At 71.2% G+C, this 26,350-nt stretch carries 18 protein-coding genes and 1 pseudogene; 13 read left to right on the top strand and 6 right to left on the bottom strand.

What is annotated here, in order from left to right:
• Nucleotides 1–15 precede the first annotated feature (15 nt).
• Nucleotides 16–714 carry a ChrR family anti-sigma-E factor gene (locus J2847_RS10335; protein ID WP_209778917.1) on the bottom strand — a complete coding sequence of 233 codons (699 nt, stop codon included), beginning with the start codon at nt 712–714 and terminating at the stop codon, nt 16–18.
• 105 nt (nt 715–819) lie between these two features.
• The gene (locus J2847_RS10330) at nt 820–2,544 is read right to left on the bottom strand and encodes a uracil-xanthine permease family protein (RefSeq protein WP_209778916.1); all 1,725 of its coding nucleotides are present in this window, start codon (nt 2,542–2,544) and stop codon (nt 820–822) included.
• Between the two features lie 267 nt (nt 2,545–2,811).
• Here J2847_RS10330 and J2847_RS10325 point away from each other — a divergent pair, with 267 nt between their 5' ends.
• The 13 genes and pseudogenes from J2847_RS10325 to J2847_RS10265 all read left to right on the top strand — a co-directional run bounded on the left by J2847_RS10325 (nt 2,812) and on the right by J2847_RS10265 (nt 19,989).
• Nucleotides 2,812–6,048 carry a PAS domain-containing protein gene (locus J2847_RS10325; protein ID WP_209778915.1) on the top strand — a complete coding sequence of 1,079 codons (3,237 nt, stop codon included), beginning with the start codon at nt 2,812–2,814 and terminating at the stop codon, nt 6,046–6,048.
• 320 nt (nt 6,049–6,368) lie between these two features.
• Nucleotides 6,369–6,563, top strand: a complete 195-nt coding sequence (locus J2847_RS10320; RefSeq protein WP_085557854.1) for a hypothetical protein — start codon at nt 6,369–6,371, stop codon at nt 6,561–6,563.
• Between the two features lie 13 nt (nt 6,564–6,576).
• Nucleotides 6,577–6,783, top strand: a complete 207-nt coding sequence (locus J2847_RS10315; RefSeq protein ID WP_209778914.1) for a hypothetical protein — start codon at nt 6,577–6,579, stop codon at nt 6,781–6,783.
• Between the two features lie 232 nt (nt 6,784–7,015).
• Nucleotides 7,016–7,270, top strand: a complete 255-nt coding sequence (locus J2847_RS10310; protein ID WP_209778913.1) for an STAS domain-containing protein — start codon at nt 7,016–7,018, stop codon at nt 7,268–7,270.
• Nucleotides 7,271–7,313: 43 nt separating this feature from the next.
• Nucleotides 7,314–7,679, top strand: a complete 366-nt coding sequence (locus J2847_RS10305; RefSeq protein WP_085557851.1) for a response regulator — start codon at nt 7,314–7,316, stop codon at nt 7,677–7,679.
• A gap of 58 nt (nt 7,680–7,737) precedes the next feature.
• Nucleotides 7,738–9,954 carry a chemotaxis protein CheA gene (locus tag J2847_RS10300; RefSeq protein WP_209778912.1) on the top strand — a complete coding sequence of 739 codons (2,217 nt, stop codon included), beginning with the start codon at nt 7,738–7,740 and terminating at the stop codon, nt 9,952–9,954.
• Between the two features lie 58 nt (nt 9,955–10,012).
• Nucleotides 10,013–10,540, top strand: coding sequence for a chemotaxis protein CheW (locus tag J2847_RS10295; protein WP_209778911.1), 528 nt, complete (start codon nt 10,013–10,015; stop codon nt 10,538–10,540).
• A gap of 131 nt (nt 10,541–10,671) precedes the next feature.
• Nucleotides 10,672–12,708, top strand: a pseudogene (locus tag J2847_RS10290) (methyl-accepting chemotaxis protein); the annotation flags it as partial.
• A gap of 417 nt (nt 12,709–13,125) precedes the next feature.
• Nucleotides 13,126–14,019: a CheR family methyltransferase gene (locus tag J2847_RS10285; RefSeq protein WP_209778909.1), complete on the top strand. Its 894-nt coding sequence runs from the start codon at nt 13,126–13,128 to the stop codon at nt 14,017–14,019.
• Nucleotides 14,019–15,152 (top strand): protein-glutamate methylesterase/protein-glutamine glutaminase, encoded by a 1,134-nt coding sequence (locus J2847_RS10280; RefSeq protein WP_233474430.1) that lies wholly within the window; start codon nt 14,019–14,021, stop codon nt 15,150–15,152. The genes J2847_RS10285 and J2847_RS10280 overlap by 1 nt, the downstream gene beginning before the upstream one ends.
• A gap of 14 nt (nt 15,153–15,166) precedes the next feature.
• Entirely contained in the window at nt 15,167–16,165 is a 999-nt protein-coding gene (locus J2847_RS10275; protein WP_209778908.1) for a methyl-accepting chemotaxis protein, read from the top strand.
• A 253-nt stretch (nt 16,166–16,418) separates the two neighbouring features.
• Nucleotides 16,419–17,099: a LuxR C-terminal-related transcriptional regulator gene (locus J2847_RS10270; RefSeq protein ID WP_209778907.1), complete on the top strand. Its 681-nt coding sequence runs from the start codon at nt 16,419–16,421 to the stop codon at nt 17,097–17,099.
• Between the two features lie 52 nt (nt 17,100–17,151).
• Nucleotides 17,152–19,989, top strand: coding sequence for a hybrid sensor histidine kinase/response regulator (locus tag J2847_RS10265; protein ID WP_209778906.1), 2,838 nt, complete (start codon nt 17,152–17,154; stop codon nt 19,987–19,989).
• A 57-nt stretch (nt 19,990–20,046) separates the two neighbouring features.
• Here J2847_RS10265 and J2847_RS10260 read toward each other — a convergent pair whose 3' ends face one another.
• From J2847_RS10260 to J2847_RS10245, 4 genes are all read right to left on the bottom strand, one after another.
• Nucleotides 20,047–20,544, bottom strand: a complete 498-nt coding sequence (locus tag J2847_RS10260) for an ATP-binding protein (RefSeq protein ID WP_209778905.1) — start codon at nt 20,542–20,544, stop codon at nt 20,047–20,049.
• Nucleotides 20,531–20,869, bottom strand: coding sequence for an STAS domain-containing protein (locus J2847_RS10255; RefSeq protein WP_209778904.1), 339 nt, complete (start codon nt 20,867–20,869; stop codon nt 20,531–20,533). The genes J2847_RS10260 and J2847_RS10255 overlap by 14 nt, the downstream gene beginning before the upstream one ends.
• A 62-nt stretch (nt 20,870–20,931) precedes the next feature.
• On the bottom strand, nt 20,932–22,146 hold the full coding sequence (locus J2847_RS10250) for a PP2C family protein-serine/threonine phosphatase (protein ID WP_267912513.1): 1,215 nt from the start codon (nt 22,144–22,146) through the stop codon (nt 20,932–20,934).
• The coding region (locus J2847_RS10245; protein ID WP_233474429.1) for a beta strand repeat-containing protein at nt 22,139–26,350 on the bottom strand (4,212 nt) is incomplete at its 5' end. The genes J2847_RS10245 and J2847_RS10250, both read right to left, overlap by 8 nt.

Genomic DNA, 26,350 nt, shown 5'->3' with positions numbered 1-26,350 from the left:
ACGGCCTCCAACCGATCACAGCCCGAGGAAGGGCCGCATCAGCCGGCCGAGCAGGCCGGTGAAGCGCAGCGGCGCGTTGGTGGCGAGCAGGCACAGGCAGGGGGCGCCGGGGTCGGCGACCGGCCGGTGCCGCGTGTCGCCGTCGGCCTCGGCCATGTCGCCCGCCGCGTAGCGCCCCCGCTCGTCGGTGAAGGAGCCCGACAGCACCACCGTCAATTCGAGCCCGGCGTGCCCGTGGTGAGGCACCGCCGTGCCGGGCGTGACCCGCAGCAGGTGCGTCGCGCCGCCGCGCGCGCCGCGCAGCAGCCTCACCCGTTCCACGCCGGGGGCGAGGCGCCGCCAGGGCGCCCCCTCCAGCGACGCGATGTACGGTTTCAGCGGACCCGGCACCCCTGCTTCCCCGGCCTGCCCTTCCGGCTCCCGGCGACGGCGTGGCGGAGCCTCGGCAACGGCGGGGGCGCCGTCCAGGCGGGCCAGCGTGTCGGCCAGGGTCAGGCGCTCCAGCGGGTCGGGCGGGCACTCCTCCAGGAGCGCGCCGCCGACCGCGTCGACGGCGGCCAGCGCCGCCCGGCAGTCCAGGCAGTGGAGAAGGTGCAGCGCCACCGCCAGCGACAGCCCCTCGCACAGGCAGCCGGCGCCGTAGCCGACCAGCAGGGCGTCGCTCGGGTGGTGGTTCGGCCGCGGAAGGCTGGAGAGGGTGTGTGAGTCGGACATGCGCACCTGTACGCCGCCGGTTCCCGATCGGATCACCCGTCCCCTTTCGATCACGTCCCTTTTCGCCCGATGGCGATGAACCGGGCTCGGCGGCTTGCGGGCCGCTCAGGCGTTGAAGGTCAGCACCACCTCGCAGCGGCCGTCGCGCACGCTGGACGTCATCCGGTTGGCGACCCGGCCGATCATGTAGGAGGCCAGCCGCCGCATGCCGTCCTCGTCCTCCAGGATCTCGTCCTCGGTCGGGCGGGTCTTTTCCATGGTCAGCGGCAGGCCGGCGTAGGTCAGGGTGACCGAGAAGGTGAACTCGTCGAACCGGGTCTGCAACTCCAGCGGCCGGCGGCCGCCCGCCTCCGCCATCACCATGTCGTTCTGGCTCAGCAGGTCGAAGGCCTCCTGCAAGGCGAAGCGGACGCGGAAGACCGTTTCCGGCTCGGCCGCCCAGAGCTGGCCCTGGGCGGTCACCACCTCGGTGAGCTGTTCCGGAGACAGGTGGGCGATGTCGAGCCGCACCCGGCTCCGCGTGCCGGTGCCGATGCGCAGCGTCGCGTTCAGCAGGATCACCAGCGTGACGGCGACGGTCAGCGGCGAACCGACCCAGGGCTGGATCCAGTGCGGCAGCGTCTCGAAGAAATGCGGATCGACCAGCCGGGCCAGCCCGAAGGCCAGCGCGATGCCCAGCACGAAGATCTTCCGCGAATCGAGCATGCGGGAGCTGATGACCTGGATGCCGTTCATCACCAGGAAGCAGCCGCTCGACAGCAGCGCCGCGCCCACCACCGGCGGCGGCATGATCAGCAGCGCCGTGGCGATCTTCGGCGAGAAGGACAGCGCGACCAGCAGGATGCCGACGCCGAGGCCGATGGTGCGGCTGGTCGCCCCGGTCGCCACCGACAGCCCGACCGCGCCCGAGGTCGCCGCCTGCCCGACGCCGCCGAGCAGCCCGGCCACCACGTTGGACAGCCCGTCGGCCAGGATGCCGCGCCCGATGTTGCCCATGTCCGGGCGCTTCCACTCGGCGTCGTTGGCCTTCTGCGCCGCCGTCACCGCGCCGACCGAGTTGAGCGCCATCGCCAGCGCGGTGATCAGGAAGGGCAGCAGCAGTTCCAGGTCGAAGGCCAGCCCGAAGCTGCCCGGCTGCGGCAAGGCCAGCAGCGGCGCCTCCTCCAGATGCTTGAGGTCGAGCGGCGCCAGCCAGCCCTCGGCCATCCCCAGCGCATAGCCGAAGACGACGCCGATCAGCGAGCAGTAGAGCCGCAGCCGCCGGCCGCCCCACACGTTCAGCCCGACGATCACCGCCAGCACCGGCAGGCCGACCGCCGCGTAGCGGGCGTAGTCGCCCTCGGCGACGCCCATGCCCATCAGCTGGCGCACCGCCAGGATCATGACGGTCAGGCCGATCATGAAGACGACGAATCCGGCGATCTCGGTGGGGAACAGCGGGCGCAGCCGGTGGATGACCCGCGACAGCGCCATCACCAGCAGCCCGGCGAGCGCGCTCATGCCGAACAGCAGCGGCAGCCCGCCCTTGGCCAGCGCCAGCGCCGCCGGCGGCAACAGGATCGTCGTGGTGGTCGCCGGCACCATGAAGCCGGACCCGAGCCCGCCGCGCCCCAGGCATTGCAGGATGGTCGCCACCCCGCCGGCGATCATGGTCAGGCTGACCAGCCGGCTGCCGGCCTCGGCGTCGAGCTGGGCCATGCGGGCGATCGTCACCGACACCACCAGGAAGATCGCCACCAGGGCGAAATGCTGGAGAGAGAGGAGGACCAGGGCCAGGGCGGGCGGCTTCTCATCGACCCAATAGGTCAGCTCGGTCGGTCTCTTCGCCATGATGCTCGCTGTGCGGAACGGTCTATACCGTCACGATAGGTGCTTCGCTTCCCACTGCCAAGCTGGCAGTCACCCCGTTGACAAACCGTTCACATCGCAGTCACAGCCGCGGCGCCCGGCCCGCCGCCGCGCCGGAAAGGGGAGCCGCCGGCCTTCGTCCCCTCCGATAAGGGATGCCCCCACTGGACGAAAGCGGCCGGGCGGTTACCTTGACGGATGGTTCGTGGCAAGATTATCGAACAATAAGAGCGAGTGAGGGGAGCCAGCGTGACAGCACCCGCCATGGCGGGCCATCCGGAAAAATCGGTGCGCCGCCTTCTCGCCTTGCCCCTTCTGGTCATTCTCCCGCTCCTGGGCTTCGAAATTCTCAGCCTCTCGGAGCTTCGGCACACGCGCGAGCAGGAAATTCAGGAGGAGTCCAGCCGAATTCTTGATCTTATCGAGGCTGAACAGCAACATCTGGTTGAGAACATTCACAACATCCTGGTCACCCTGACCGAGATGGGCGTCGGGCGCATGGACGGGGCCAGCTGCAACACGACGATCCGGCGGCTCAAGGAGCAGTACCCGAGCTATCTGGCGGTCAGCATCAGCGACCGCGACAACGTGATCTGGTGCTCGACCGTGCCGTCGGCCGTCGGCATCTCGGTCGCCGACCGGCCCTACCGGCTGGAGGCCCTGCGCAGCGACGGCATCGTCGCCGGACAGGCGGTCACGGCGCGCACCACCGGCCGGCCGGCCATCCCCTTCGCCCTCGCCTACCAGGACGCGCGGGGCGAGCGCGCCGGCGTCGCCACCGTCCTGCTCGACATCGGCTGGCTGGAACAGTATCTCGCGCAGAAATCCCTGCCCGACCATGCGGCCGTGCTGATCGCCGACAGCGGCGGCGGGATCCTCGCCGCCGTGCCGGCGGCAACCCCGGTGGCGCCCGGCCAGCGCCTGCCGGACGAGCTTCGGCCCCTGCTGAAGACCGACGACGAAGGGGTCGTCGAACAGCGCGGCGGCGACGGGACGTTGAGGGTCATCGCCTATTCGCCACCGACGGTGAAGCTGCGCGGCCTCTACTTCCAGGTGAGTCTCGACAAGGACGCGGCGATGCGGTCGGTCGACATCGCCGCCCTGCGCTCCCTGCTGATCTTCTGCGGGCTGTCGCTGCTGGCCGGGGTCGGCGCCGCCTGGGGCCTGCGCTGGTTCCTGCGCATCCGCGAGCAGGCGCAGCGCAGCGCGCTCAAGACCGCGTCGGTGCTGGCGAGCACGGTGGACGGGGTGGTCGAGCTCGACCGCGACTGGCGCTTCACCTACCTCAACGACAAGGCGCGGGCGCTTTCCCCCGGCGGCCGGGATCCGCTCGGCCTGTCGCTGCGGGACGGCTTTCCCGAGCTGGCCGCCGGGCCTTTGTGGGAGAGGATGCAGCGCGCGATGGCCGATCGGGGGACCGTAGACGTCGAGTTCCAGGGCACGCGCGGCGGCCGCTGGTTCTGGATGCGGGCCTTCCCCTCGGAAAACGGGCTGACCCTCTACCTGCTCGACATCACCCGCCGCCGCAAGGCCGAGGAGGATCTGCGCAGGAGCAACGACCATCTCAGCATGGCCCTGGAATCGGCCCAGGCCGGCACCTTCGACTGGGATCTGCGCACCCAGAGCGGCTACTGGTCGGAGGCGAGCTACCGCATCTTCGGCCTGGATCCGGACAAGGACCCGGCGACCACCGACCGCTGGCGGAGCATCCTCCACCCCGACGACCGCCACGCCGCCATACCCGTGGAATCGACCACGGTGCCGGACCAGCCGAGCGTGACGCTGGAATACCGCGTCCTGCATCCCGGCGGGCGGGTCGGCTGGGTGCTGTCGATCGGCCGCGTCCGCGCCGACGAGGACGGCACGCCGGTGCAGTTCAGCGGGATCAACATCGACGTCACCCAGCGCAAGGCGATGGAGGAGGCCCTGCAACGGACCGAGAACCGCCTGAACATCGCGCTTTCCGCCGCCAACGCCGCCCTGTGGGACATCGACCTGCTCAGCGGCACGGTGAACTGGTCGGAGAACAACTACCGCCTGTTCGGCCTCGACCCGGCCACCGTCACGCCCAACCGCGACACCTTCCTTGAGCAGGTCCACCCGGCCGACCGCGAGGCGGTTCTGGCGCACCTCCACCGGGTGCTGGACGACGGCGAGCCGGACCAGGGAATCGAATACCGCGTCCTCCATCCCCAGGACGGAACGCGCTGGATCCTGAGCGTCGGCCGGGTCGAGCGCGACCGCAGCGGCCGGCCGGTCCATTTCAGCGCCCTGAACATCGACCTCACCGCCCGCAAGGCCATGGAGGAATCGCTGCGCGACGCCAAGGAGAAGGCCGACGAGGCGAACGTCTCCAAGTCGCGCTTCCTCGCCGCCGCCAGCCACGACCTGCGCCAGCCGCTGCAATCGGCCCTGCTGTTCGCCGGCGCGCTGCACCCGCATGTCGACGCCGCGCGCGGGCGCGGGCCGCTGAGCTCGCTGGAACGCGCGCTCGACACGCTGAAGAACCTGCTCGACAGCCTGCTCGACGTCTCCCGCCTCGACGCCGGGGTGATCGTGCCGCGCATCGTCGACCTGCCGCTCGGCCCCGTGCTGGAGGAGATCGCCGCCGCCTACGCCCCGATCGCCGCCAGCAAGGGGCTGGCCTTCGAGGTCTCGACCGCCTGCGCCGCCCTGACCGTGCGGAGCGACGCGCTGCTGCTCGGGCGCATGCTGCGCAACCTCGTGGAGAACGCCCTTCGCTACACCGACCAGGGCCACGTGCGGATCGAGTGCGACACAGTGCGGGACGGCGTCTGCATCAAGGTGCAGGACAGTGGCATCGGCATCTCGGCCGAGCATCAGACCAAGGTGTTCGAGGAGTTCCATCAGGTCGGCAACCCGGAGCGCGACCGCAGCCAGGGGCTGGGGCTGGGGCTCGCCATCGTCCAGCGCCTGTCCCGGCTGCTCAACCACCCGGTGCTGGTGCGCTCGGAGCCTGCAAAGGGCTCGGTCTTCTCCATCGAGGTGCCGCGCGCCGCCGAACCCGCGGCACCGGCCGGAGCGGAAGCGGCGAGGACCGCGACCGGCACGGTGGCGGCGGACACGGCGGCGGACACGGCGGCGGAGGAGGGGCACGGACGGCTGGCCGTCGTGGTCGACGACGACGTGATCGTCCTGACCGGGCTGCGCACGATCTTCGAGGAATGGAGCTACGACGTCGTCATGGCCGGCTCGACGGACCAGGCGCTCGAACGGCTGGAATCCGTCCGCCGCGCGCCGGACATCATCGTCGCCGACTACCGGCTGCGCGACCGCAAGGTCGGGACCGAGGCCATCGTGAGGATCCGCGAGCGGGCCGGACGGCCGATCCCCGGCATCATCCTGACCGGCGAGATCGGTACCGAATGCGAGCGCGAGGCCGCCGCCCTGGGGCTGGCCGTGGTCCACAAGCCCATCACGCCGCGCCAGCTCCACGGCATCGTCCAGCGCCTGATCGGGGAGTGAGGGGCGGACCGCCCCCGTCGCCCTCCGTGCCGGCCGCCCGGTTCGGGAAACATCCCTTCCGCCCTTAGGATAGGCGGGGATAGGCGGCGGTAGCCTTTTTCTCGGTAGGACTATCCCTCACCAAGGCGGTAGTCCCAAATCGAATGGGGTACATTCGGATCACAGCCAAGACGGCGGTGGCGCAGACCTCGCTGCGATGCCTCGCCCCGGCGTCCCGGCCCCTTCTCAAATCAACGCCCAGCTCTTGCCCGACCCCGGTCCGGCCACGGCCCCGCTTTGGCTTGAGACGCGAAACGTCCATCCAAGCACGGGAGGCGACCATGTTCACCATCACCATCGGGCCCGCACGGCCACGGATGATCGGCAGCAACCGGAAGCGGCCGCTCGACGTGTCCTCGACCATGTTCAGCCTGGCGCGCATCGCGGCCCGGCACGCGCCGACCACGGTCCTCGACGGACAGCAAGGCGTCGCGATGGTTCTCGGCGCCGCATCCGGCAGCGTCGATCTCTTTTAAAGGTGGGCCCGTCATGACCGAAGAACATCGCAACGAATTGCTGGACATGGTGCAGCGCCTGCGCGAGATCGCCGAGCAGCAACCCAGCGGCCGGCGTCTGGCCATGTACGCCATCGCCACGCACATCGAATATGGTCCGGCCCGCGCGCCTGTCGCCGAGCGGACGGCGCTGGAAGGGCAGGATGCGCATGCACTGGCATGCATCCCGCTCAAGCACTGAGAAAAGGCGACGGCCGGAGCCAGGATACTATCCCACGATATCCCTTTTCCGGCGGATACCTATCCGACGACGAGAGTGAAATCCGTCCTGTATTTCGTCATCGTCAAGTCAGCGGGGACCACGGATGCCCACCGTCACCGCCGCCGGGATGGCCCGACACAGGCTCTCGCCCCCCGAACGCGCCGGTCCCGTCCGGCATGGTTTGAAAACGGTCAGGCAAGGAGATATTCGCATGGTCGCTGTCTCGCAGTTCTTCGGCTCGACGAACGATCTGGTGGGTGGGCTGACGCAGGCCGTCCGCGACGCCGCTCCCGGCCAGCGGCTGGCCATCAGCCTGGACGGCATCGACTTCCTCAGCATGCCGGATCTGGCGGCGATCCTCAGCGCGGTGCAGACCGCCGAACGCCGCGGCGTCGCGGCGGCGGTTTCCGACCTGTCGCCCGCGCTGGCGTCGCTGCTCGACCTCGCGGGCGTCTCCCTTCCCTGATCCCGCCGCCCTCCTCCACCCGCTAGCGCAAAGGATGCGCCCCATGGCCAAGAACGTTCTCGCGGTCGACGATTCCAAGGTGATGCGCGACATGGTGCGCCTGACGCTGAACAGCGCCGGCTTCTCGGTCCGCGAGGCCGGCGACGGCGTGGAGGCGCTCCAGCGCATCAACGGCGACCCGGTCGACCTCATCATCACCGACGTCAACATGCCCAACATGGACGGGCTGACCTTCGTCCGGCATGTCCGCTCGAAGCCCGGTTTCCAGCGCACCCCGATCCTGATCCTGACCACCGAGGGTGCCGACGGCAAGAAGGCCGAGGGCAAGGCGGCCGGCGCCACCGGCTGGCTGGTGAAGCCCTTCACCCCCGACAAGCTGCTCGACGTCGTCCGCCGCGTCTGCCCCTGAGCGGCCGGCCTCCCGCCGGCATCCGCCCTCCTTTCCGACCGCATGGGAGCCGCAGCCGATGGCGTTCGCCCCGGACATCATGGACGAGCTTCGCGCGACCTTCTTCGACGAGTGCAGCGAGTATCTGCTGCGCAACGAGGAACTGCTCGGCACCCTGCGCGACGGCGCCCGCGACGGCCACCACGAGCGCGACACGCTGGACGCGGTCTTCCGCATCGCCCATTCGATCAAGGCCGGGGCCGCCGCCTTCGGCCTGACGGCCCTGGCCGACCTGACCCACCGCATGGAGGCGGCGCTCGACCGCCTGCGCACCGGGCGGCTGTCCCTGACCCCGGCGATGCTGGCGCTGCTGCTGGAATCCGGCGACGCGCTGGCCGAACAGGTCGAGGCGGCGCGCAACGGCACCGGCGCCGACGGCGACCGCGCGCGCTCCATCGCCGACCGGCTGGCCGAGGCGGTGAAATCCGCCGGCTCGGCTCACCCCACCCCCCTGCCCACCCCCCTGCCCACCGTCCTGCCGGCCACCGCGATGCCCGCCTCCTTCCCGGACTTCCCCGCCGCCTCCGGCGAGGCGGCGCGGCGCTGGGCCATCCTGTTCCGGCCGACCGCCTATTCGGGCGGCAACGAGCCGCTGCTGATCATCCGCGCGCTCGGCCGGCTCGGCCGGCTCGTCTCCACGCTGGACATCGCGCGCCTGCCCGACATCGAGATGTTCGACCCGTCGGAGCCGGTGCTGGCCTGGCGGATCGAACTGGAGACGACGCACCCGGAATCCGACATCCGCGAGGTGTTCGAGTTCGTCGAGGACGAGGCCGACATCCAGATCGCCCCGCTCGAGGCGGCCTTCCCCGACGCGGACGACGGCTCCGCCGAGGAGGCCCCGCCACCGCTTCCCGCCCCGGCCACCGTCTTCTCCGCTCCGGCGCTTCCCGCACCGCCCCCGGCCACCGAGGGCGGCTCCGTCATTCAGGCCCCGGCCACCGGCCTCCCCGCTCCGGCGGCCCCCGGCGGGGCGGGCGCCCGCGCGCCCGCGCCGGCCGGCAAGGGCAGCATCCGCGTCGATCTCGACCGGGTGGACCGGCTGGTCGACATGGTCGGCGAGCTGGTCATCACCGAGGCGGTGCTGACCCAGCTCTGCCGCGAGCTGGATTCGCGCACCCAGCGGCGGATGATCGCCGCCCTGAAGGGGCTGAGCAGCCACAGCCGCAAGCTCCAGGACGCGGTGATGGCGATCCGCATGCAGCCGGTGAAGTCGATCTTCGCCCGCATGCCCCGGATGGTCCGCGACCTCGCCGGCCGGCTCGGCAAGACGGTCGATCTGCGCATGACCGGCGAAGCGACCGAGGTCGACAAGACGATCATCGAGGAGCTGGCCGACCCGCTGACCCACATGATCCGCAACGCCATCGACCACGGGATCGAGCGTCCGGAAGCCCGCCTCGCCGCCGGCAAGCCCGAATGCGGCGTCATCCACCTGTCGGCGGAGAACAAGGGCGGACGCATCGTCATCCGCGTCGAGGACGACGGCCGCGGCATCGACCGCCCGCGCGTGCTCGCCAAGGCCCGCGCGCTCGGCCTCGTGGCGGAGGACGCCGAGCCGTCCGACGACGAGATCGACGCGCTGCTGTTCGCGCCCGGCTTCTCGACCACCGAGACCGTCACCGACGTGTCGGGGCGCGGGGTCGGCATGGACGTCGTCCAGCGCAACATCCAGTCGCTGGGCGGCCGCGTCACCGTGCAGTCGGAGCCGGGCGCCGGCACCCGCTGGACCATGACGCTACCGCTGACGCTGGCGGTGCTCGACGGCATGCTGGTGCGCGTCGGGCCGGAGCTGTACGTCATCCCGCTCGCCAACATCCTGGAGAGCACGCGGCCCAAGCCCGGCGACGTGCACGAGGTGGTCGGGCACGGCACGGTGGTGTTCCTGCGCGGCGACTGGCTGCCGCTGGTGCGGATGGCCGACGTCTTCGGCCTGTCCGGCGCCGAGCGCGACCCGGCGCGCGGCATCGTCGTCCGCGTCGAGACCGACACGGCCGGCGTCATCGGGCTCGTGGTGGACGAGCTGCTGGGCCAGCAGCAGGTGGTGGTGAAGCCGATCGAGCAGAACTTCACCCATGTGCCCGGCGTCGCCGCGACGACCATCCTCGGCAACGGCCAGGTCTGCCTGATCCTCGACCTCGACGCCTGCGTGGCGATGGAGCGCGGCCGGCGCGCCCGCGACGGCACCGCGCCGCCGGGCATCGCGCCGAAACCCGCCCTGCCCTCCGCCGCCTGACCATACCGCCCGACCAACACCGCCCGACAACCACGGGGCCAACGACGGAACCACCGCCATGACCGCCACAGCCGCCAACGCCGCGCCGCGCCCCGCCGGCCACACCGCCGGCCACCTCGACGAGGCCGCGGAAACGAACCAGCCGGTGCAGTTCGTCGCCTTCAAGGTGAACGGCGACGATTTCGCCGTCGACATCATGGCGGTGCGCGAGATCAAGGCGTGGGCGAACGTCTCGTCGCTGCCCAACATGCCGTCCTACGTGCGCGGCGTGCTGAACCTGCGCGGCAACATCGTGCCGATCTTCGACCTGCGCTGCCGCTTCGGGCGCGGGGCCACCGAGGCGACCCGCCTGCATGTCGTGATCATCCTGATCGCGCGCGGACGCACCATCGGCATCCTGGTCGACGCCGTCTCCGACATCCTGAAGGCGGGCAGCGCCGACCTGCGCGCGCTGCCGGAGGAGGACGGCGAGGCCGGCGGCTTCATCGCCGGGCTGCTGGCGCTCGACCGCCGGATGATCGCCATCCTGGATCCCGACCGCCTGTTCGACCAGTCGCTGGTCGCCATCGCCGCGCAGGCGGCTTGAGAAAAGTTACCGCGCAGGCGGCTTGAGAAAGGTTGCCGCGCAGGCGGCTTGAAGAAAAGCGCCGCGCAGGCGGCACGACACCGGGAACTCCTCTGCCCCACCCCCGACGGGCCATCGAAAGGGACCACGCCATGACCACCGCTTCCACCCACGTCCCCTCACCGGCTCCCTACGGCGCGGCGGTGGTCGGAGCCCTTCTCAGCGCCCTCGGGCTGGTCGGCGCGGTCGCCGCCTGCCTGGTGCCGCACACGCCCGCTCCGGCGGAACTCATCCTGGTGGCCGCGGGCATCCTGGCGGCCGCGCTCGGCACCGTGATCCTGCTGGTCGCCCAGCGCCGCGCCGGCGCCCGCGCCGCGACGATCGCGGCGGAATCGGCCCGCTACGCCGCCTGGGTCGGGGCGATGCGCGCGGCGGCGGCCGGCGAGACGCCCGACACCAGCGCCTTCACCGAGGAGCAGGCCGCCGACGTTCGCGACATGCAGGCCCGCACGCTGGAGGCCATGCGGCTGCGCGCGGCGCTGCACACCTGCCAGACCAACGTCATGGTCGCCGACAACGACCTCAACATCACCTACATGAACGAGACCATGCTGGCGATGCTGCGGACGGCCGAGAACGACCTGCGGCGCGACCTGCCGGATTTCCGCACCGACGACCTTCTGGGCCGCAACATCGACGCCTTCCACCGCCAGCCGACCCACCAGCGCAACCTGCTGAAGCGGCTGTCCGGCGCCCACCGCGCCCAGGTCGAGGTCGGCGGCCGCAGCTTCGGCCTCACCGCCAGCCCGATCCTGAACGCGCGGGGCGAGCGGCTCGGCACCGTGGTGGAGTGGGAGGACAGCACCGAGCGGCTGGCCCGCGAGCGCGAGCAGGCCCGCGTCGCCACCGAGAACGTCCGCGTCCGCGCCGCGCTCGACAATTGCCAGACCAACGTGATGGTCGCCGACGAGAATCTCGACATCGTCTACATGAACCGGACGATGATCGAGATGCTGCGCAACGCCGAGGGCGAGATCGCCAAGCAGCTTCCCGGCTTCCAGGTCGACGGGCTGCTGGGCTCCAGCATCGACCGCTTCCACCGCAACCCGATGCACCAGCGCACCATGCTGGCGGCGCTGACCCAGCGCCACGAGGCGGCGCTGCCGATCGGCGGGCGCAACTTCGTGCTGATCGTCAGCCCGGTGTGGAACGACCGCAAGGAGCGGGTCGGCACCGTGGTGGAATGGGCCGACGTCACCGCCCAGAAGGCCATCCAGGAGGAGATCGGCGCCATGGTCCAGGCGGCCTCGCGCGGCGACTTCTCCATGCGGCTCGACCCGGCCGGCAAGAGCCCGTTCCAGCGCGTGCTGGCGGAATCGCTGAACGAGCTGTGCCAGCGGATGGAATCGGCGCTGGAGGACATCGGCCAGCTCTTCAGCGCGCTGGCCGAGGGCGACCTCAACCGCCGCGTCCGCGATGATTACGACGGGCTGCTGAAGCTGCTGTCCACCGACGCCAACACCACGACCGAGCGGCTGTCCGACACCACCCGCAAGATCATGGCCTCCAGCACCGAGGTGGCGGCCGCCGCCGACGAGATCGCCAACGGCGCCGTCGATCTGGCCGAGCGCACCGAGCAGCAGGCCTCCAACCTGGAGGAGACGGCGGCGGCGATGGAGGAGATCGCCTCCACCGTCAAGGCCAACGCCGAGAACGCCCAGCAGGCCAACCAGCTGGCGCTCGGCGCCCGCGACGTCGCTGTGCGCGGCGGCGAGGTGGTGAAGAACGTCGTCGGCGCCATGGGGCAGATCGCCAACTCCTCGCAGCGCATCTCCGACATCATCGGGGTGATCGACGAGATCGCCTTCCAGACCAACCTGCTGGCGCTGAACGCGGCGGTCGAGGCGGCGCGGGCCGGCGACGCCGGGAAGGGCTTCGCCGTCGTGGCGCAGGAGGTCCGCACGCTGGCCCAGCAGTCGTCGGACGCCGCCAAGGACATCAAGTCGCTGATCCTGGAGAGCAGCGGCCACGTCCGCCAGGGCGTCGACCTGGTGAACAGCGCCGGCGGCCAGCTCGACGAGATCATCACCTCGATCAAGCGCGTCGCCGACATCGTCTCGGAGATCGCCGAGGCCAGCCGCGAGCAGACGGTCGGCATCGACGAGATCAACCGCGCCATCTCCAACATGGACCAGATGACCCAGCAGAACTCCGCCCTGGTGGAGGAGAGCGCCGGCTCGTCGCGCACCCTCCAGGAGAGCGCCGCCGGGCTGCTGACCCTGGTCAGCTTCTTCCGGATCTCCGACGCGCCGGCGCCGGTCCTCAAGGCGGTCCCCGCCGCCCAGCCGGCCACCCAGTCGAGGGGCGTGCGCGGCGAGGCCCCCCGCCGGAGCGAACGCCCGGCAGCGTTGGCCGCCCCGACGGGTGCGCCGGCGGGGGCCATCGCCCAGCTCCCCGGCCGCGCCGCCGGTGCCGGCGCCGGCCAGCGCAACGCCCGCAACATCGACTGGTCGCAGTTCTGAGCCCCCCGCCGCCCCTTCCCCGCCCAGCGGGGGAGGGGTGGCGGGCGCATGACACGTCCCACAACCGCCCCGGAACGGAACGCGATGGCACCGACCGCCTCCCGGCAAGCAACCTCCCGCCCCCCGGCCTCCCACCCCCCCGCCTCCAGGTCGTCGGCGATTCTCGGAGACGCGGATTTCCGCTACGTCACCGAACTCGCACGGCAGCGGACCGGCATCCAGCTCAACGACGGCAAGCGCGATCTCGTGCAGGCGCGTCTGGTCAAGCGGCTGCGGGTGCTCGGGCTGTCCGGCGTCAAGGAGTATGTCGATCTGCTGCGCTCGCCCAAGGGCGAGGAGGAAATGGTCGGGCTGGTCAACGCGCTGACCACCAACGTCACCGCCTTCTACCGCGAGCGGCACCATTTCGACCATCTGGCCAGCGTGGTGGCGGCCCCCTGGCGGGCGCGCGGCGGCGGGCGGCTGCGGCTGTGGTCGGCCGCCTGCTCCACCGGGGAAGAGCCCTACAGCATGGCGCTCACCCTGCTGAAGACGGCGCCGGACGCCGTGCAGCGCGGCGCCCGCATCCTGGCGACCGACCTCGACACCACCGCGCTCGACCGCGCCGACGCGGGCCTCTACCGGGGCGAGGCGGTACGCGGCGCGGTGCCCGCCGAGCTGCGCCGTCATTTCGAGCCCTGCGGTCAGGAGCATGTGACGGTCGGACGCGAGCCGCGGGCCCTGGTGTCCTTCGGCCATCTCAACCTGCTGGAACCCTGGCCGGTCAAGGGACCGTTCGACGCGATCTTCTGCCGGAACGTGATGATCTATTTCGACCGCGAGACCAAGACCACGCTGTGCGGCCGGCTGGCGGCGCTGCTGCGGCCGGGCGGCTTCCTCTATCTCGGCCATTCGGAATCGCTGCTCGACCGACGGATCCCGCTGCGTCCGGTCGGCGGCACGATCTACCAGCGCATCGCCCCCGAAGGAGAGATCTGATGCTGCCCGACCGATCGCCCGGCATGCCAACGGTTCCGGTCCGCGTCGTGGTGGTGGACGATTCCCCGCTGGTGCGCCGGCTGCTCTGCGCGATCCTCGATGCCGACCCGCGCATCGCGGTGGTGGCGACCGCCAGCGACCCGCTCGAGGCCCGCGTGGCGATCAAGGACACCGACCCGGACGTGGTGACGCTCGACATCGAGATGCCCCACATGGACGGGCTGTCCTTCCTGGAAAAGATCATGACCCTGCGGCCGACCCCGGTGGTGATGATCTCCTCGCTGACGCAGGAGAGGGCGGACGTCACCCTGCGGGCGCTGGAGATGGGGGCGGTGGATTTCGTGCCCAAACCGACCGTCGACCTGCGCAACGGGCTGGAGGAGCTGGCCCGCGAGATCACCGACAAGGTGGTGCACGCCGCCTCGGCCAAGCGCCGTCTGGCGCAGCGCGCCTTCGGCGGTGGCGTCGGGGCTTGCGGCGCCGGGGGATACGGCGCCGGGCACGTCCCCTGCCGGCCGGCGCCGCTCGGCTTCGCCGCGTCCAACGCGGTGGTCGCCATCGGGGCATCGACCGGCGGGGTGGAGGCGCTGCGCGAGATCATCGTGACCCTGCCGCCCGACATGCCGGCCACCCTGGTGACCGTCCACATGCCGATGGCCTACACCGCCCGCTTCGCCGCGCGGCTCGACGCGATGAGCGCCGTGCGCGTCAAGGAGGCCGAACAGGGCGAGCGGCTGCGGGCCGGCCACGTCTATGTCGCCCCTGGCGGCCGGCATCTCGAACTGGCGCACGAGGGCGGCGCCTATCTCTGCCGCCTGCACGAGGGCGACAAGGTGCAGGGCCACCGCCCGTCGGTCGACGTCCTGTTCCGCTCCGTCGCCGCGGCGGCGGGCCGGCGCGGCATCGGGGTGATCCTGACCGGGATGGGACGCGACGGGGCGGAGGGGCTGAAGCGGATGCGCGAGGAGGGCGCCCGCACCATCGGCCAGGACGAGCGGAGCTGCGTGGTCTACGGCATGCCGCGCATCGCCAGGGAGACGGGCGCGGTCGAGCAGGAGGTGCCGCTGTCGCGCATCACCGCGACGCTGGTCGGGCTGCTGGCGCAGCACGCGCCCAAGCAACCGCATCTTTGACGGGGGACGGAAGCATGGACGGCTCTTTCGGACAGGACCGCGCGGCATCCGGCGAGACGGCCGGGGAGCGGCGCATCGCCACGGTCGACCGCGCCATCACCGGGCTGGCCGGCGAAATGGAGAAGACGGCCGCCATCATCGAGGGCGGCGTCACCACGCTGAGCACCGACTTCGAGGAGCTGTCGGCGCTGGCGGTCCGCCAGTCGGCGGTGCTGGAGCGGATCATCGCCGGGACGCGGCGCGTCAGCGTCCAGAGCGAGACGGTCGAATTCACCGCCATCGCCGACGAGCTGGCCGGCACCTGCCGCGACGCCGTGCAGCGGGCCGAGCGGATCGCCGGCAGCGCCCGCAGCATGCTGGCGGTGATCGACGCCTGCGCCGCGACCGTCGCCCAGGTCGAGCGGCTGACCGGCCAGATCGACCAGTTGAACAAGCAGACCGTCATGCTGTCGCTGAACGCCAAGATCGAGGCGTCGCGCGCCGGCGAGCAGGGCCGGGGATTCGGCGTCGTCGCCGACGAGGTGCGCGACCTCTCCCGTTCGATCCACGCGGTGTCCACCGCCATCCGCCAGGCGGTCGGCGACATGGGGCGCGACCTGCGCGGCGGCATGGAGACGGTCCGCGGCGTGCTGGCCGACGGCGGCGAGTCGACGCTGGATCCCCAGCGAATCGCGGCGATCGGCGGCGCGCTGACCGGCCACACGGCGGCGCTCGCCGAATCGGTCGGCCAGTCGGCGGCGATCTCGGCCGACATCGGGCAGGCGGTGCCGCGCATCATCTGCAACCTCCAGTTCCAGGATCATGCCCAGCAGCGAATCCAGAACACGGTCGCGGCCTTCGCCCATCTGAGGTCCGCGCTGGCTCCGCTGCATCATGGCGCCGATGTCGACCGCGCCTGGGCGGAGGGGCTGCTGTCGCGAATCACCCTGGCGGACATGGAGGATGCGTTGAGCCTCGCCCTGCTCGGCGAGGTTCGCCACACCAGCGGAAGCGACTCCTTCGAGCTGTTCTGAGCCGGTGGCCAGGGGGTGGCCGGCCGGCTGCCGGTGACGCGCGCACTGCACAACAAGAAGATATTTCAGTCACATAATTACCATGAACAAGGCCTATGATTGGATGAGAAAGTCCGAGACCACGATCTCTGGAGATGGCTGATGATAAAAAATCAACCTTCCATTGCGATCATAAATCGTTAATGTTATCAGCGATAGGTTGCCACACAGAAGGAGCTTGCGGTCGGAGGAACCGATCCAAAGGGGACGTGTCTTGAAGATTCTGGTCGCTGACGATCACCCGCTGTTCCGCGACGCGCTGGAGCTGTCGGTGCGGTTCGAATGGCCGTCCGCCGACGTCGTTTTCATCGGATCCCTGGAAGACGGCGCCTTCGGCGAGGTCGATCCGGCCGACATCGCCTTCGATCTGGTCGTGCTGGACTGGCACATGCCCGGCGTCGGCGACAGCGACCCGATCTCGCGGCTGCGGGCGCTCGGCGTGCGCGGCCCGATCGCCGTCGTCAGCGGCGCCGAACAGCCGGCGATCGTGATGGAAGCCCTGCGCTGCGGCGCCGCCGCCTTCCTGCCCAAGACGACCCCCCAGCGCGTGCTGGCCCCCTCCTTGAAGGTGGTGGCCGAAGGCGGCACCGTGCTGCCGATCAAGATCGCCCTGTCGCTGGCCGGCGAAGAGGGGCCGCAGCCGGCGGCCGAGGAGGACGAGGCCGGCGACGACGAGACCACCGAACAGGCGTCCCTGACCGACCGCGAGCGCGAGGTGTTCGGCCTGCTGGCCACCGGCGCCACCAACAAGGAGATCGCCCGGCGGCTCGATCTGGCCGAGGTCACCGTCAAGTTCCACACCCGCCGCATTTTCCGCAAGCTGGGCGCGCGCAACCGGGCGGACGCGGTGCGCCGGGCCCAGGAAACCGGCCTGTTCAACGGCGGCTCCCCGTAACGCCCTCCCATCGCGAGGCCCCCCATCGGGCCTCCACGCGGTCGAGCATTCCATGCCCTACTCCCAAGAGACGGCCGTCGCGGCCCCCGACACCCTGTCGAAGCGACTGATCCGGGCCGCCGCCGTGACGGCCATCCTGCTGACGGCCATGGTCCTGCTTGCCGCGCAGTGGGCCGGAACCGGCATACGCGACCGGCTGGCGGGCGAGCAGGCCCAGGCCCTGGCGCGGGAGGTGCGCGAACGCGTCGCCGACGCCCGCTCCCGGACCCTGGAGGGAGCCCGTCTGATCGGACTGGCGGTGGCGGCGCACAACGAGAGCCCCGACGTGCAGCGGGCGGCGCTCGACGAGTTGGGCCGCCGCGCCATCGCCCGCGCGCCGGAGCTGTCGCAGTTCTGGATCGTGCCGCGTCTGGCCGATGCGGGCGAACCTTCCACCCACGGCGGCCCCGTCGCGGCGCCCGACGCGACGGTCTTCTCCCGGCGCAACGGGCGGATCGAGCAGGGGGAGCCGCTCGACGACACCGACCGCGCGCTGATCGAGCGGGCGGCGGAATCCGGACGGGCGCAGGTCCATGGCCTGCGGCCCGATCCCGGCAGCGCCGCCGGCGTCTCCACCCATGTCGAACCCCTGATGATCGACCAGGAGGTCGTCGGGGTCATCGGCTACGACATCGACGCCCTCGACTGGCTGCGCATCGGCGAGTCGGTCGAGCATGCGGTGCCGGGCAGCCGCCTGGCGATCCTGACGGTGGATGGCCACTATGTCTTCGCCGACGACCGGACGCGGATCGGCCAGGAGCCGACCGTCGACGAGGACGGACGGCTCGGCGACCTCACGGCCGAGGAGGCGCGGGCGTTGCACGCCGGGGCGCCCTTCTCCGGCATCCGCAACCTGCCGGGCGGCGGCACCGTCCACCGCGTCGGGCTGCCGCTGCCCCGTCTGGACAGCGACTACCCGCAATACATCCTGCTGGACGTGCCGCTGCCCGGATTCGACACCGGCATGCTGCTGTTCGGGCTGACCACCCTGGCCATCCTCGGAGTCTTCCTGCTCGTCCTGCGCACGCTGGTCCACCGCATGGCGGGGGTGCCGCTGGAGCATCTGCGCACCGCCGTGCGCATGCTCGATTCCGGCAACCACCACATCCCGCTGCCGGCGCACATGCTGGAGCGCGGCGACCAGATCGGCGACATCGCCCGCGCGCTCGACGACCTGCGCCGTTCGGAGGCCGAGCGTCGGGAACTGCGCGAGATGGTCATCCGCAACGCGCGCGACGTCGAGCGCATGATCGCCGCCATCGATTCCACGCCGGACATGATCGTCCTGCTCGACGCCGCCCAGCGCATCCTCTACCTCAACCAGGCCGCCTGCGATCTGGTGGGCGCGCGGGACGCCGACGCCGTGCTCGGCCAGCACATGGAATCGCTGGAGGACCCCGACACCACCCGCCGCCGCACCGAGCTGGGCGTCTTCGACGCGCTGGAGCGCGAGGGCTCCTGGGAAGGGGTGATCGAGAATTACCGCACGCCCTTCGGCGTCCGCATCGCGGCGATGGATCTGCGCTTCACCCGCCGGCTCAACGGCGACGTGGTGATCATCGGTCGCGACGTCTCGGCCCGCCTGACCGCCGCCAGCGAGAGGGTCGACCTGGAACGCCGCCTGTCGCAGATGGACAAGATGGACGCGGTCGGCCGGCTGGCCGGCGGCATCGCCCATGATTTCAACAATCTGCTGGGCGCCGTCTCCGGCTACGCCGATTTCCTGTTCTGCGACCTGCCGGCGGGAACCCCGCAGCGCGACTACGCCGGGCGCATCCGCCGGGTGTGCGACCGCGCCAAGGACATGGTCCACCAGATCCTCGCCTTCTCGCGGGCGGGCAACGCCGCCCTGGCCCCCACCCTGCCCGGCCGCATCCTGGAGGACGCGGCGATCCTGCTGCGCTCCGCCATCCCGTCCAGCGTGACGCTGGAGATCGCCGTCCCGGACGAGCTGCCGCGGATGCGGGCGAACGGCACCCAGCTCGTCCAGGTGCTGGTCAACCTCGCCATCAACGCCCGCGACGCGCTGCCCGACGAGACGGGACGCATCGACGTCGCCGCCCGGCTGTGGAACGGCGACACCGACCCGGCCGGCGACGGCGCCGAGGCCGGCTGGACGGTCCAGAAGGTGCTGCCGCCCCGGCTCGGCCAGCCGCACGTCCTGTTCGAGGTTTCCGACAGCGGCGCCGGCATGGACGAGGCGGTGATGGCCAAGGCCTTCGACCCCTTCTACACCACCAAGGATCTCGGCGAGGGCACCGGCCTCGGCCTTGCCGTGGTGTTCGGCATCGTCCAGGCGCATGGCGGCGGTCTGGTCGTGTGCAGCCAGCCGGGGGCCGGCTCGGTGATGCGCGTCTTCATCCCGCTCTGCGCGGACACCGCCCCGGCGGAGGAAGCCGACGAGTTCGCCGACGTGGCGCGGCTCCATGCCCGCCGCCGCTGCCGGGTGCTGGTGGTGGACGACGAGGGCGACATGGGCGACATGGTGTCGGTCGGGCTGGAGCGGATCGGCCACGAGGTGGCGGTCTGCGAGGACCCGCGCGACGCCATCGAGGCGTTCGAGGAGGATCCCGACGCCTTCGACCTCGTCATCACCGACCAGACCATGCCGGGCATCAGCGGCATCACCCTGATCCGCCGACTGAAGGACCGGCGCCCCGACCTGCCCTGCATCCTCTACACGGGCTACAGCCGGATGGTCGACCAGGCCTCGGCGATCGAGGCCGGGGCCGACGCCTTTTTCCTGAAACCGGTGAAGATCTCGACGCTCGCCGAGGCGATCGACCGGCTCCAGGTGGACCGGCCGGGCCGCGCGCCCGCGCTCGAGACGGACGCCCGCGACGCGGACTGACGCAGCGCGGACCGGACGGGCGGTGGACGGGACAAGCGGACCGGGACAAGCGGACGCTCACGCCCCCCGGTCGAACCGCAGCCAGACCCGGTTGATGCCGTCCTGCGAATCGAAATGCACCGAGCTGAAGCACTGGCGGATCAGCCACAGTCCCCGCCCGCATTCGGCCATGCCGTCCGGCAGGGCGGCATCGTCGGTGCCGTCGCAGAGAACGGCCGCCCCATCGATGGCCGTTCCGTCGGCAGGGGCGCCGCCACGGTTCAGATCGCCGTCGGGCGGCACGCCGTCATCCTCCAGCAGCAGCGTCACCGTCCGGTCACGCAGCAGGCAGGACAGCCGGATGCTGTGCTCACCGCGCCCCCGGCAGGCGTGCAGCACGACGTTGTTGGCCGCCTCGACCAGCCCGATCTCGACCTTGATGAGATCCTCGTCGCTGAGGACGGGGGCGAGCGCCCGGCAGGCCGCCTCGGCCAGGAGACGGACATTCTCCAGGTCGCTGGCGACCGCCAGGAGGAACGCCGCCTCGGGCGCCGGCCGGTCGTCACTCGGCGGCAAGGCTGGCGACCGCTTCGTCGACGGTGCCCCGGACCTGAAGCACCTTGTCCATCCGGGTCAGGGCGAACATCGTGCGGACCGCCGGCTGGAGGCCGCAGAGCACCGGCTTGCAGTGATGGTTCACCCGCTTGACCACCGACACCAGGGCGCCGAGCCCGCTGGAGTCGAGGAAGGTCACCCCGGAGAAATCGAAAACCACCCGGCCCGGCTCCTCGGCGAGATGCTGGAGCATCTCCTCCCGGAACCGCACGGCGAGCGCCGCGTCGAGGCGCGGCGCTTCGACGGCGAGCACCAGGACCGGACCGATGGTTTGTGACTTGATCATTGCGCAGACTCCCTTCTCGTTCTTCTTGGGTCGTTCTTCCCTGGCGGGACTCTCTTCGGCGGTCAGCAGACCTCGGTCGCGATGCTCTCACAGGCGACGACCGAGATGTCGTCGTCGAAGCTGTCGCGCTGGTGCCAGCCGCGCAGCTCGGCCTGCAACGTCGCCACCATCCGGTCCAGCGGAGCGGAGCGCGTCAGCTCCAGCACCTGGAGCAGCCGCTCCACCCCATAGAGCGACCCGTCGGGCGACGCGCATTCGGTCACCCCATCGGAATAGAAAAACACCCGGTCGCCGGGTGCCAGGGAAATCTCGATGCTCGCGTAATCGGCCTCCTCGAACAGGCCGACCGGAAAGCCGCCGGTGCCGACGACGCGCGGCTTGCCCCGTGCCGGCAGGACGACGGGGTGCGGGTGGCCGGCCTGGCAGATCCGCATCGTCCGGCCGTCGCGGTCGAGCACGCCGCAGATCATGGTGAAATAGTCGGTCACGTTGTCGTCGCATTGGAACTGCCGGTTGAGGTCGGCGACGATGGCGTGGGGCGGACGCGGGGTGATCCCGTCCTCCTTGCTGACGAAGGCCTCGACCGTCAGCAGCCGGCACAGCATGACCGACAGGAGCGCGGCGCGGGCGCCATGCCCGGCCACATCCAGAACATAGAAGCCGACCGAGCCGTCCGGCAGCTCCTGGTAATTGTAGACGTCGCCGGAGATCTCGATCGAGGGGGTCAGGGACGACAGGAAGTGGGCGGCCCCCAGCGTCATCGACGGTTTGGGCAGCAGGCTGCGCTGGGCGCGGGCCGCCGCCTCCATGTCCTCCTGAAGGCGGCGGTAGGCGGTGCGCAGCTTCTGGTTGGCCTGGGCCAGCAGCGTGTTGTTGCGCTGCATGCGCTGCTGGAGGGTCAGGATCCGCTCGGCCACCCGCAGGCGGGCCGCCAGGGTCGGCATGTCCACCGGCTTGTTCAGGAAATCGTCGGCGCCGGCCGCCATCGCCTCCAGGAAATTCTCCTGCCCCTGCCGCGCCGTCAGCAGCATCACATGGATGTGGTTGGGGCGCGGCAGGTCGCGGATCCGCTTGCACAGCTCCACCCCCGTGATGCCCGGCATCATCCAGTCGCTGATGACCAGGGAGATGCTGGGGTCGGCGCGCAGGGCCGCCAGGGCCTCCGCGCCGTCACCGGCGGCCACCACCTCGTAGCCGAGGCGCACGAGGCTGGTGGCCAGCATGTCCCGCATGCAAGGGCTGTCGTCGACACACAGAACGCGCAGTTTCCTAAGCATGCAGATAATTTGCCGCGTTGTGGAGAGGATCGTCCGGCAGCGTCGAGGATACGCCGCCGTCCCCGCTGTTGTGGAGGAGGGCGTCGGCGAGCGACCCCACATCCTGTCCCAGCGCGTTCGCCGCCGCCACCACGCCGTCGTGTCCGCCGTCCAGCAGGCCCAGCACGCCGCTCAGCACCGTTCCGGTGGCCGTGGAGGCACCGAGCCCGACATCCAGCGTGATCGCCTGATGACCCAGCGGCATAGCGTGCCCGTCATGGTCGAACAGGTCAATGGCGATGGAGCGGGATCCCGCGTCGTCCGACGGGTCGAGACGGATGGAGCGCAGCACCGACTGGTAGACCGAGGCCGAGGCTTCGCCGCTGAGCGTCAGCGTGTGGTTGGCCGTGTCGTACCCGCCGCCGCTCACCTGGATGCCGGTGCCGGCGATCACCAGATGGCCCGAGGCGTCGGTCTCGGTGTGCAGGCCGCCGAGCGTCAGGCAGTCGCCGTCGTGGAAGCCGGTGCCCAGCGCGATCGTCGCGCCGGCGACGATCTGGGTGCCCAGCGCCGACAGCCCGAGCGACGGCGCGATGGCGAAGCCGGCGTTCAGCGAAAGGCCGCCGCCGAAGTCGGGCAGCACGTTGACGTGCAGCGACCCGGTGGCCTCCAGCGCAGCGGCTCCGGCGACCTGCGCCGACGCCGTGACCGTCAGGGTGAAGTCGTCGGTGCTGTCGTGCGGCGGCGTCAGCCGCAGCCCGGCGAGCTGCGCCGCCGTCAGGGTCCAGCTTCCGTCCTGGTTGTGCGTCCCGGCCGACAGGCTCGCCCCCACCGGCAGGCCGGCGACGGTGACGCTGACGTTGGCCGCGACGTCCAGCCCCGGCACCCCGACCCCGAGGTCGAGCAGGACCGAGGCGTTCTCCAGCACCGTCACGTCCGGCAGGGCCAGGACGGGGGCGCCGGTCTCCGGCTGGACATGCACGGTCAGGGTGGCCGTGCGGTCGGCCAGCGACTGGTTGCACGGCCCGATGGAGCCGTCCAGCGCGTGGGCGGTCACCGTCAGGGCGAGGTCGCCCGAGAAGCTGGCCGGGGTGTGCAGCTTCAGCCCGGCGAGCTGGGCCGCCGTCAGCGTCCAGCTTCCGTCGCCGTTGTTCAGCCCGGCCGACAGGCGGGCGCCCGCCGGCAGGCCGGCGACCACCACCGACAGCACCTCCGACCCGTCGGCGTCGAGCAGGGCGGCGCCGATGGACAGGCTGGCGTCGTGGCCCTGGTGGACCGTGACGTCGGCCACCGTCAGCGACGGCGCATCGGCCACCGGCTTGACCGTCACCGACAGCGTGCCGCTGGCCGAGGCCGAGGCGGCGGTGCCGTCCTTGGCGGTGGCCGTCACGGTCAGCGCCAGGGTGCCGGCGTAGTTGGCCGGCGGGGTCATGGTCAGCCCGACAAGGTCGGCGGTGGTCAGCGAATAGGACCCGTTGCCGAGCGACGTGCCGCGATTCAGGGTCGCCCCCGTGGGCAGCCCGGACACCACCAGGCCGGTGATGCTCTCCGACCCGTCGATGTCGCCGGCGGCGACGCCGATGGTCAGGGCGATCGGCTGGTCCTCGGAACCCACGGCGGACGGCAGCGCCAGGATCGGCGTGTCGGTGACCGGGGCGACGGTGACGGTCAGCGGCTTCAGCGTCACGCCGGCCGCCCCCAGCAACTCGGACGCCACGGCACCGACCGACAGGGTCAGCGAGCCGCTGAAGTCGGGCGGCGGCAGCAGCTTCAGCCCGAGCAGCTCGCTGGCCGTCAGCGTCCAGGCGCCGCTGACCGGGTTGACGTGGCCGGCGCTGAGCCGCGCCCCCACCGGCAGGCCGGCGACGGTGAAGGACAGCGATTCCGACCCATCGAGGTCGAGCAGGCTGCCGCTGATGTTCAGGCCGATCGCCTGGTCCTCGGTGCCGTTGACGGTCGCCCCGACCGACAGGACGGGCAGGTCGGCCACCGGGGCGACATGGACGGCGATGTCCTTGTTGATGGTGATCAGCCCGCCGACCAGCTTGACCGTGGTGGTCAGCTGGAAGTCGCCCGAATAGTTGGCCGGCATGTTCAGCTTCAGCCCGCTGAGCAGCCCGACGCTGATGTTGTTGGCGCTGATGTTGAGCAGCCCGCCCGACGACAGGGTCGCTCCCGCCGGGATGCCGCTGATCGACACCGAGGCGATGCTGCCGAGGTTGAGCGACAGCAGGGTCGCGCCGAGATCGAGCCCGACGTCCTCCACCCCGTTGAGCGGCACCGCCGAGAGCAGGGCCGCCAGCACCGCCCCGGCGGCCGGGGCGACGGTGACCGCCAGCGTCTTCTGGGTGAAGGCGGTGGCGCCGCCAACCTCCTGCGACACGGCGGTCACCGTGATCGGCAAGGTGCCGGAGAAGCCGTAGGGCGGCGTCACCTTCAGGCCGGACAGCTGCGAGGGCAGCACCGTCCAGGTGCCGTCGCCGTTGTCGATGCCGGCCGACAGGTGGGCGCCGGCCGCCACCCCCAGGATGTAGTGCAGGCTCTCGGTCCCGCTGGTGTCGGTCAGCGCCCCGGTGATGGAGAGCGGGATCGCGGTGGCGTAGGCCCCGGCCGCCGCCGCCACCGACAGGGTCGGCGCGTCGGCGACGCCGACGACGTGCACCCCGATCGAGGCCGACAGGCTGGTCCCGAGCTGGCTGCCGCCGAGGTTGACCGTGGCGCTCAGGCTGTAGTCGCCCGAGACGTCGTGCGGCGGGATCAGCGTCAGCCCGGCGAGCTGGGCCGGCGTCAGCAGGTAGGAGCCGTCGGCCAGCCTCACCCCGGCGCTGAGCGTGGCGTTGCCCACCCCGGTGACGACCACCGAGTCGAGCGTCACCGAGCCGAGCAGGCCGGTCAGCCCGCCCAGCAGGTTCAGCGCCACCGGCGTGTCCTCCACCCCGGCGACGACGCCGAGGTTGAGGTTGACGCCGGACGAGATCACCGAGCTGCCCGACCCGGTGACGGTGACGGCGAGGGTGCTCGCCGCGCCGAGCGCGCTGTCCCCGTCGGATTCGGTGGAGATGGCGCGGACGCCGAGGGTCATCACCCCGGTGTAGTGGCAGGGTGGCGTGATCGTCAGCCCGGCGAGATCGCCGGGCGCCAGCGTCCACACCGTGAAGCCGCCGGCCGAGCTGGTGAGCTGGCCATGCGACAGCCGCGCCCCGGCCGGGATGCCGGAGATGCGCACCGACAGCGTCTCCGACCCGTCGGTGTCCTGCAACGCCGCGCCGATGCTGAGCGGGATGGCGGTGTCGACCGCGCCGCTGGCCGCCGAGACGGTCACGGTCGGCGTGTCGGCGACGCCGGTGACGATCACCGGCAGGCTGGTCGTGGTGGTGGCCGAACCGCCGGTCGCCTCGGTCGCGCGCGCCGTCACCGTCAGGGCGATGCTGCCGCTGAAGTTGACGGGCGGCGTCAAGGTCAGCCCGGAGAGCTGGGCGCCGGTCAGCGTCCAGCTGCCGTCGGCGTTGCGGACGCCGGCCGACAACGTCGCCCCGGTCGGCACGCCGGACAGGGTGACGCTCAAGGTCTCCGATCCGTCGATGTCGGCCAGATGCGAGGCGATGTTCAGGCCGATCACCTGGTCCTCGCGGCCGTAGGCCGGCAGGACCGCGAGGCTCGGCGTGTCGGCCACGGCGGCGACGGTGACGCTCAGCGTCTCCGAATGGCTGGTCTGGGTGCCGTTGACCGCCGCCGTCGCGGTGACGGTCAGGGCGAAGCTGCCGCTGTAGTTCTCTGGCGGCGCCAAGGTCAGCCCGGCGAGCTGGGCGCCGGTCAGCGTCCAAGTCCCGTCGCCGTTGTCGACGCCGGCCGACAGCACCGCGCCGGCCGGAACCCCGGCAACGACGATCCCCAGCGTCTCGCCCAGCGCCGGGCTGACCAGGGCGCTGCCGATCGCAAGCGCGATGGCGTGATCCTCCAGGCCGCTGGCCGAAGCGACGGTCAGGGTCGGCGTGTCGGCGACCGGCGCCACGGTCACGGTGAGCGCCTCGCTGTGGCTGGCCTGGGTACCGTTGACCGAAGCGGTCGCCGTCACCGTCAGCCCGAAGCTGCCGCTGAAATCATCCGGCGGGGTCAAGGTCAGACCGGAAAGCTGGGCGCCGGTCAGCGTCCAGGTGCCGTCCCCGTTGTCCGTGCCGGCCGAGAGCGTCGCCCCCGCCGGAACCCCGGCGATCACCACGCTCAG

The organism is Azospirillum agricola (assembly GCF_017876095.1).
GTDB lineage: Bacteria > Pseudomonadota > Alphaproteobacteria > Azospirillales > Azospirillaceae > Azospirillum > Azospirillum agricola.
Note: the sequence above shows the minus strand (reverse complement) of the source record. Positions and strands in the feature narration are given on the sequence as shown.

What these genes read in the sequence shown, in the direction of transcription:
- J2847_RS10280 (WP_233474430.1), top strand. Translation starts at nt 14,019, where the DNA reads ATGCTGCCCGACCGATCGCCCGGCATGCCAACGGTTCCGGTCCGCGTC.
- J2847_RS10285 (WP_209778909.1), top strand. Translation starts at nt 13,126, where the DNA reads ATGGCACCGACCGCCTCCCGGCAAGCAACCTCCCGCCCCCCGGCCTCC.
- J2847_RS10310 (WP_209778913.1), top strand. Translation starts at nt 7,016, where the DNA reads ATGGTCGCTGTCTCGCAGTTCTTCGGCTCGACGAACGATCTGGTGGGT.
- J2847_RS10335 (WP_209778917.1), bottom strand. Translation starts at nt 714, where the DNA reads ATGTCCGACTCACACACCCTCTCCAGCCTTCCGCGGCCGAACCACCAC.
- J2847_RS10250 (WP_267912513.1), bottom strand. Translation starts at nt 22,146, where the DNA reads ATGCTTAGGAAACTGCGCGTTCTGTGTGTCGACGACAGCCCTTGCATG.
- J2847_RS10305 (WP_085557851.1), top strand. Translation starts at nt 7,314, where the DNA reads ATGGCCAAGAACGTTCTCGCGGTCGACGATTCCAAGGTGATGCGCGAC.
- J2847_RS10275 (WP_209778908.1), top strand. Translation starts at nt 15,167, where the DNA reads ATGGACGGCTCTTTCGGACAGGACCGCGCGGCATCCGGCGAGACGGCC.
- J2847_RS10330 (WP_209778916.1), bottom strand. Translation starts at nt 2,544, where the DNA reads ATGGCGAAGAGACCGACCGAGCTGACCTATTGGGTCGATGAGAAGCCG.
- J2847_RS10300 (WP_209778912.1), top strand. Translation starts at nt 7,738, where the DNA reads ATGGCGTTCGCCCCGGACATCATGGACGAGCTTCGCGCGACCTTCTTC.
- J2847_RS10265 (WP_209778906.1), top strand. Translation starts at nt 17,152, where the DNA reads ATGCCCTACTCCCAAGAGACGGCCGTCGCGGCCCCCGACACCCTGTCG.
- J2847_RS10295 (WP_209778911.1), top strand. Translation starts at nt 10,013, where the DNA reads ATGACCGCCACAGCCGCCAACGCCGCGCCGCGCCCCGCCGGCCACACC.
- J2847_RS10255 (WP_209778904.1), bottom strand. Translation starts at nt 20,869, where the DNA reads ATGATCAAGTCACAAACCATCGGTCCGGTCCTGGTGCTCGCCGTCGAA.
- J2847_RS10320 (WP_085557854.1), top strand. Translation starts at nt 6,369, where the DNA reads ATGTTCACCATCACCATCGGGCCCGCACGGCCACGGATGATCGGCAGC.
- J2847_RS10315 (WP_209778914.1), top strand. Translation starts at nt 6,577, where the DNA reads ATGACCGAAGAACATCGCAACGAATTGCTGGACATGGTGCAGCGCCTG.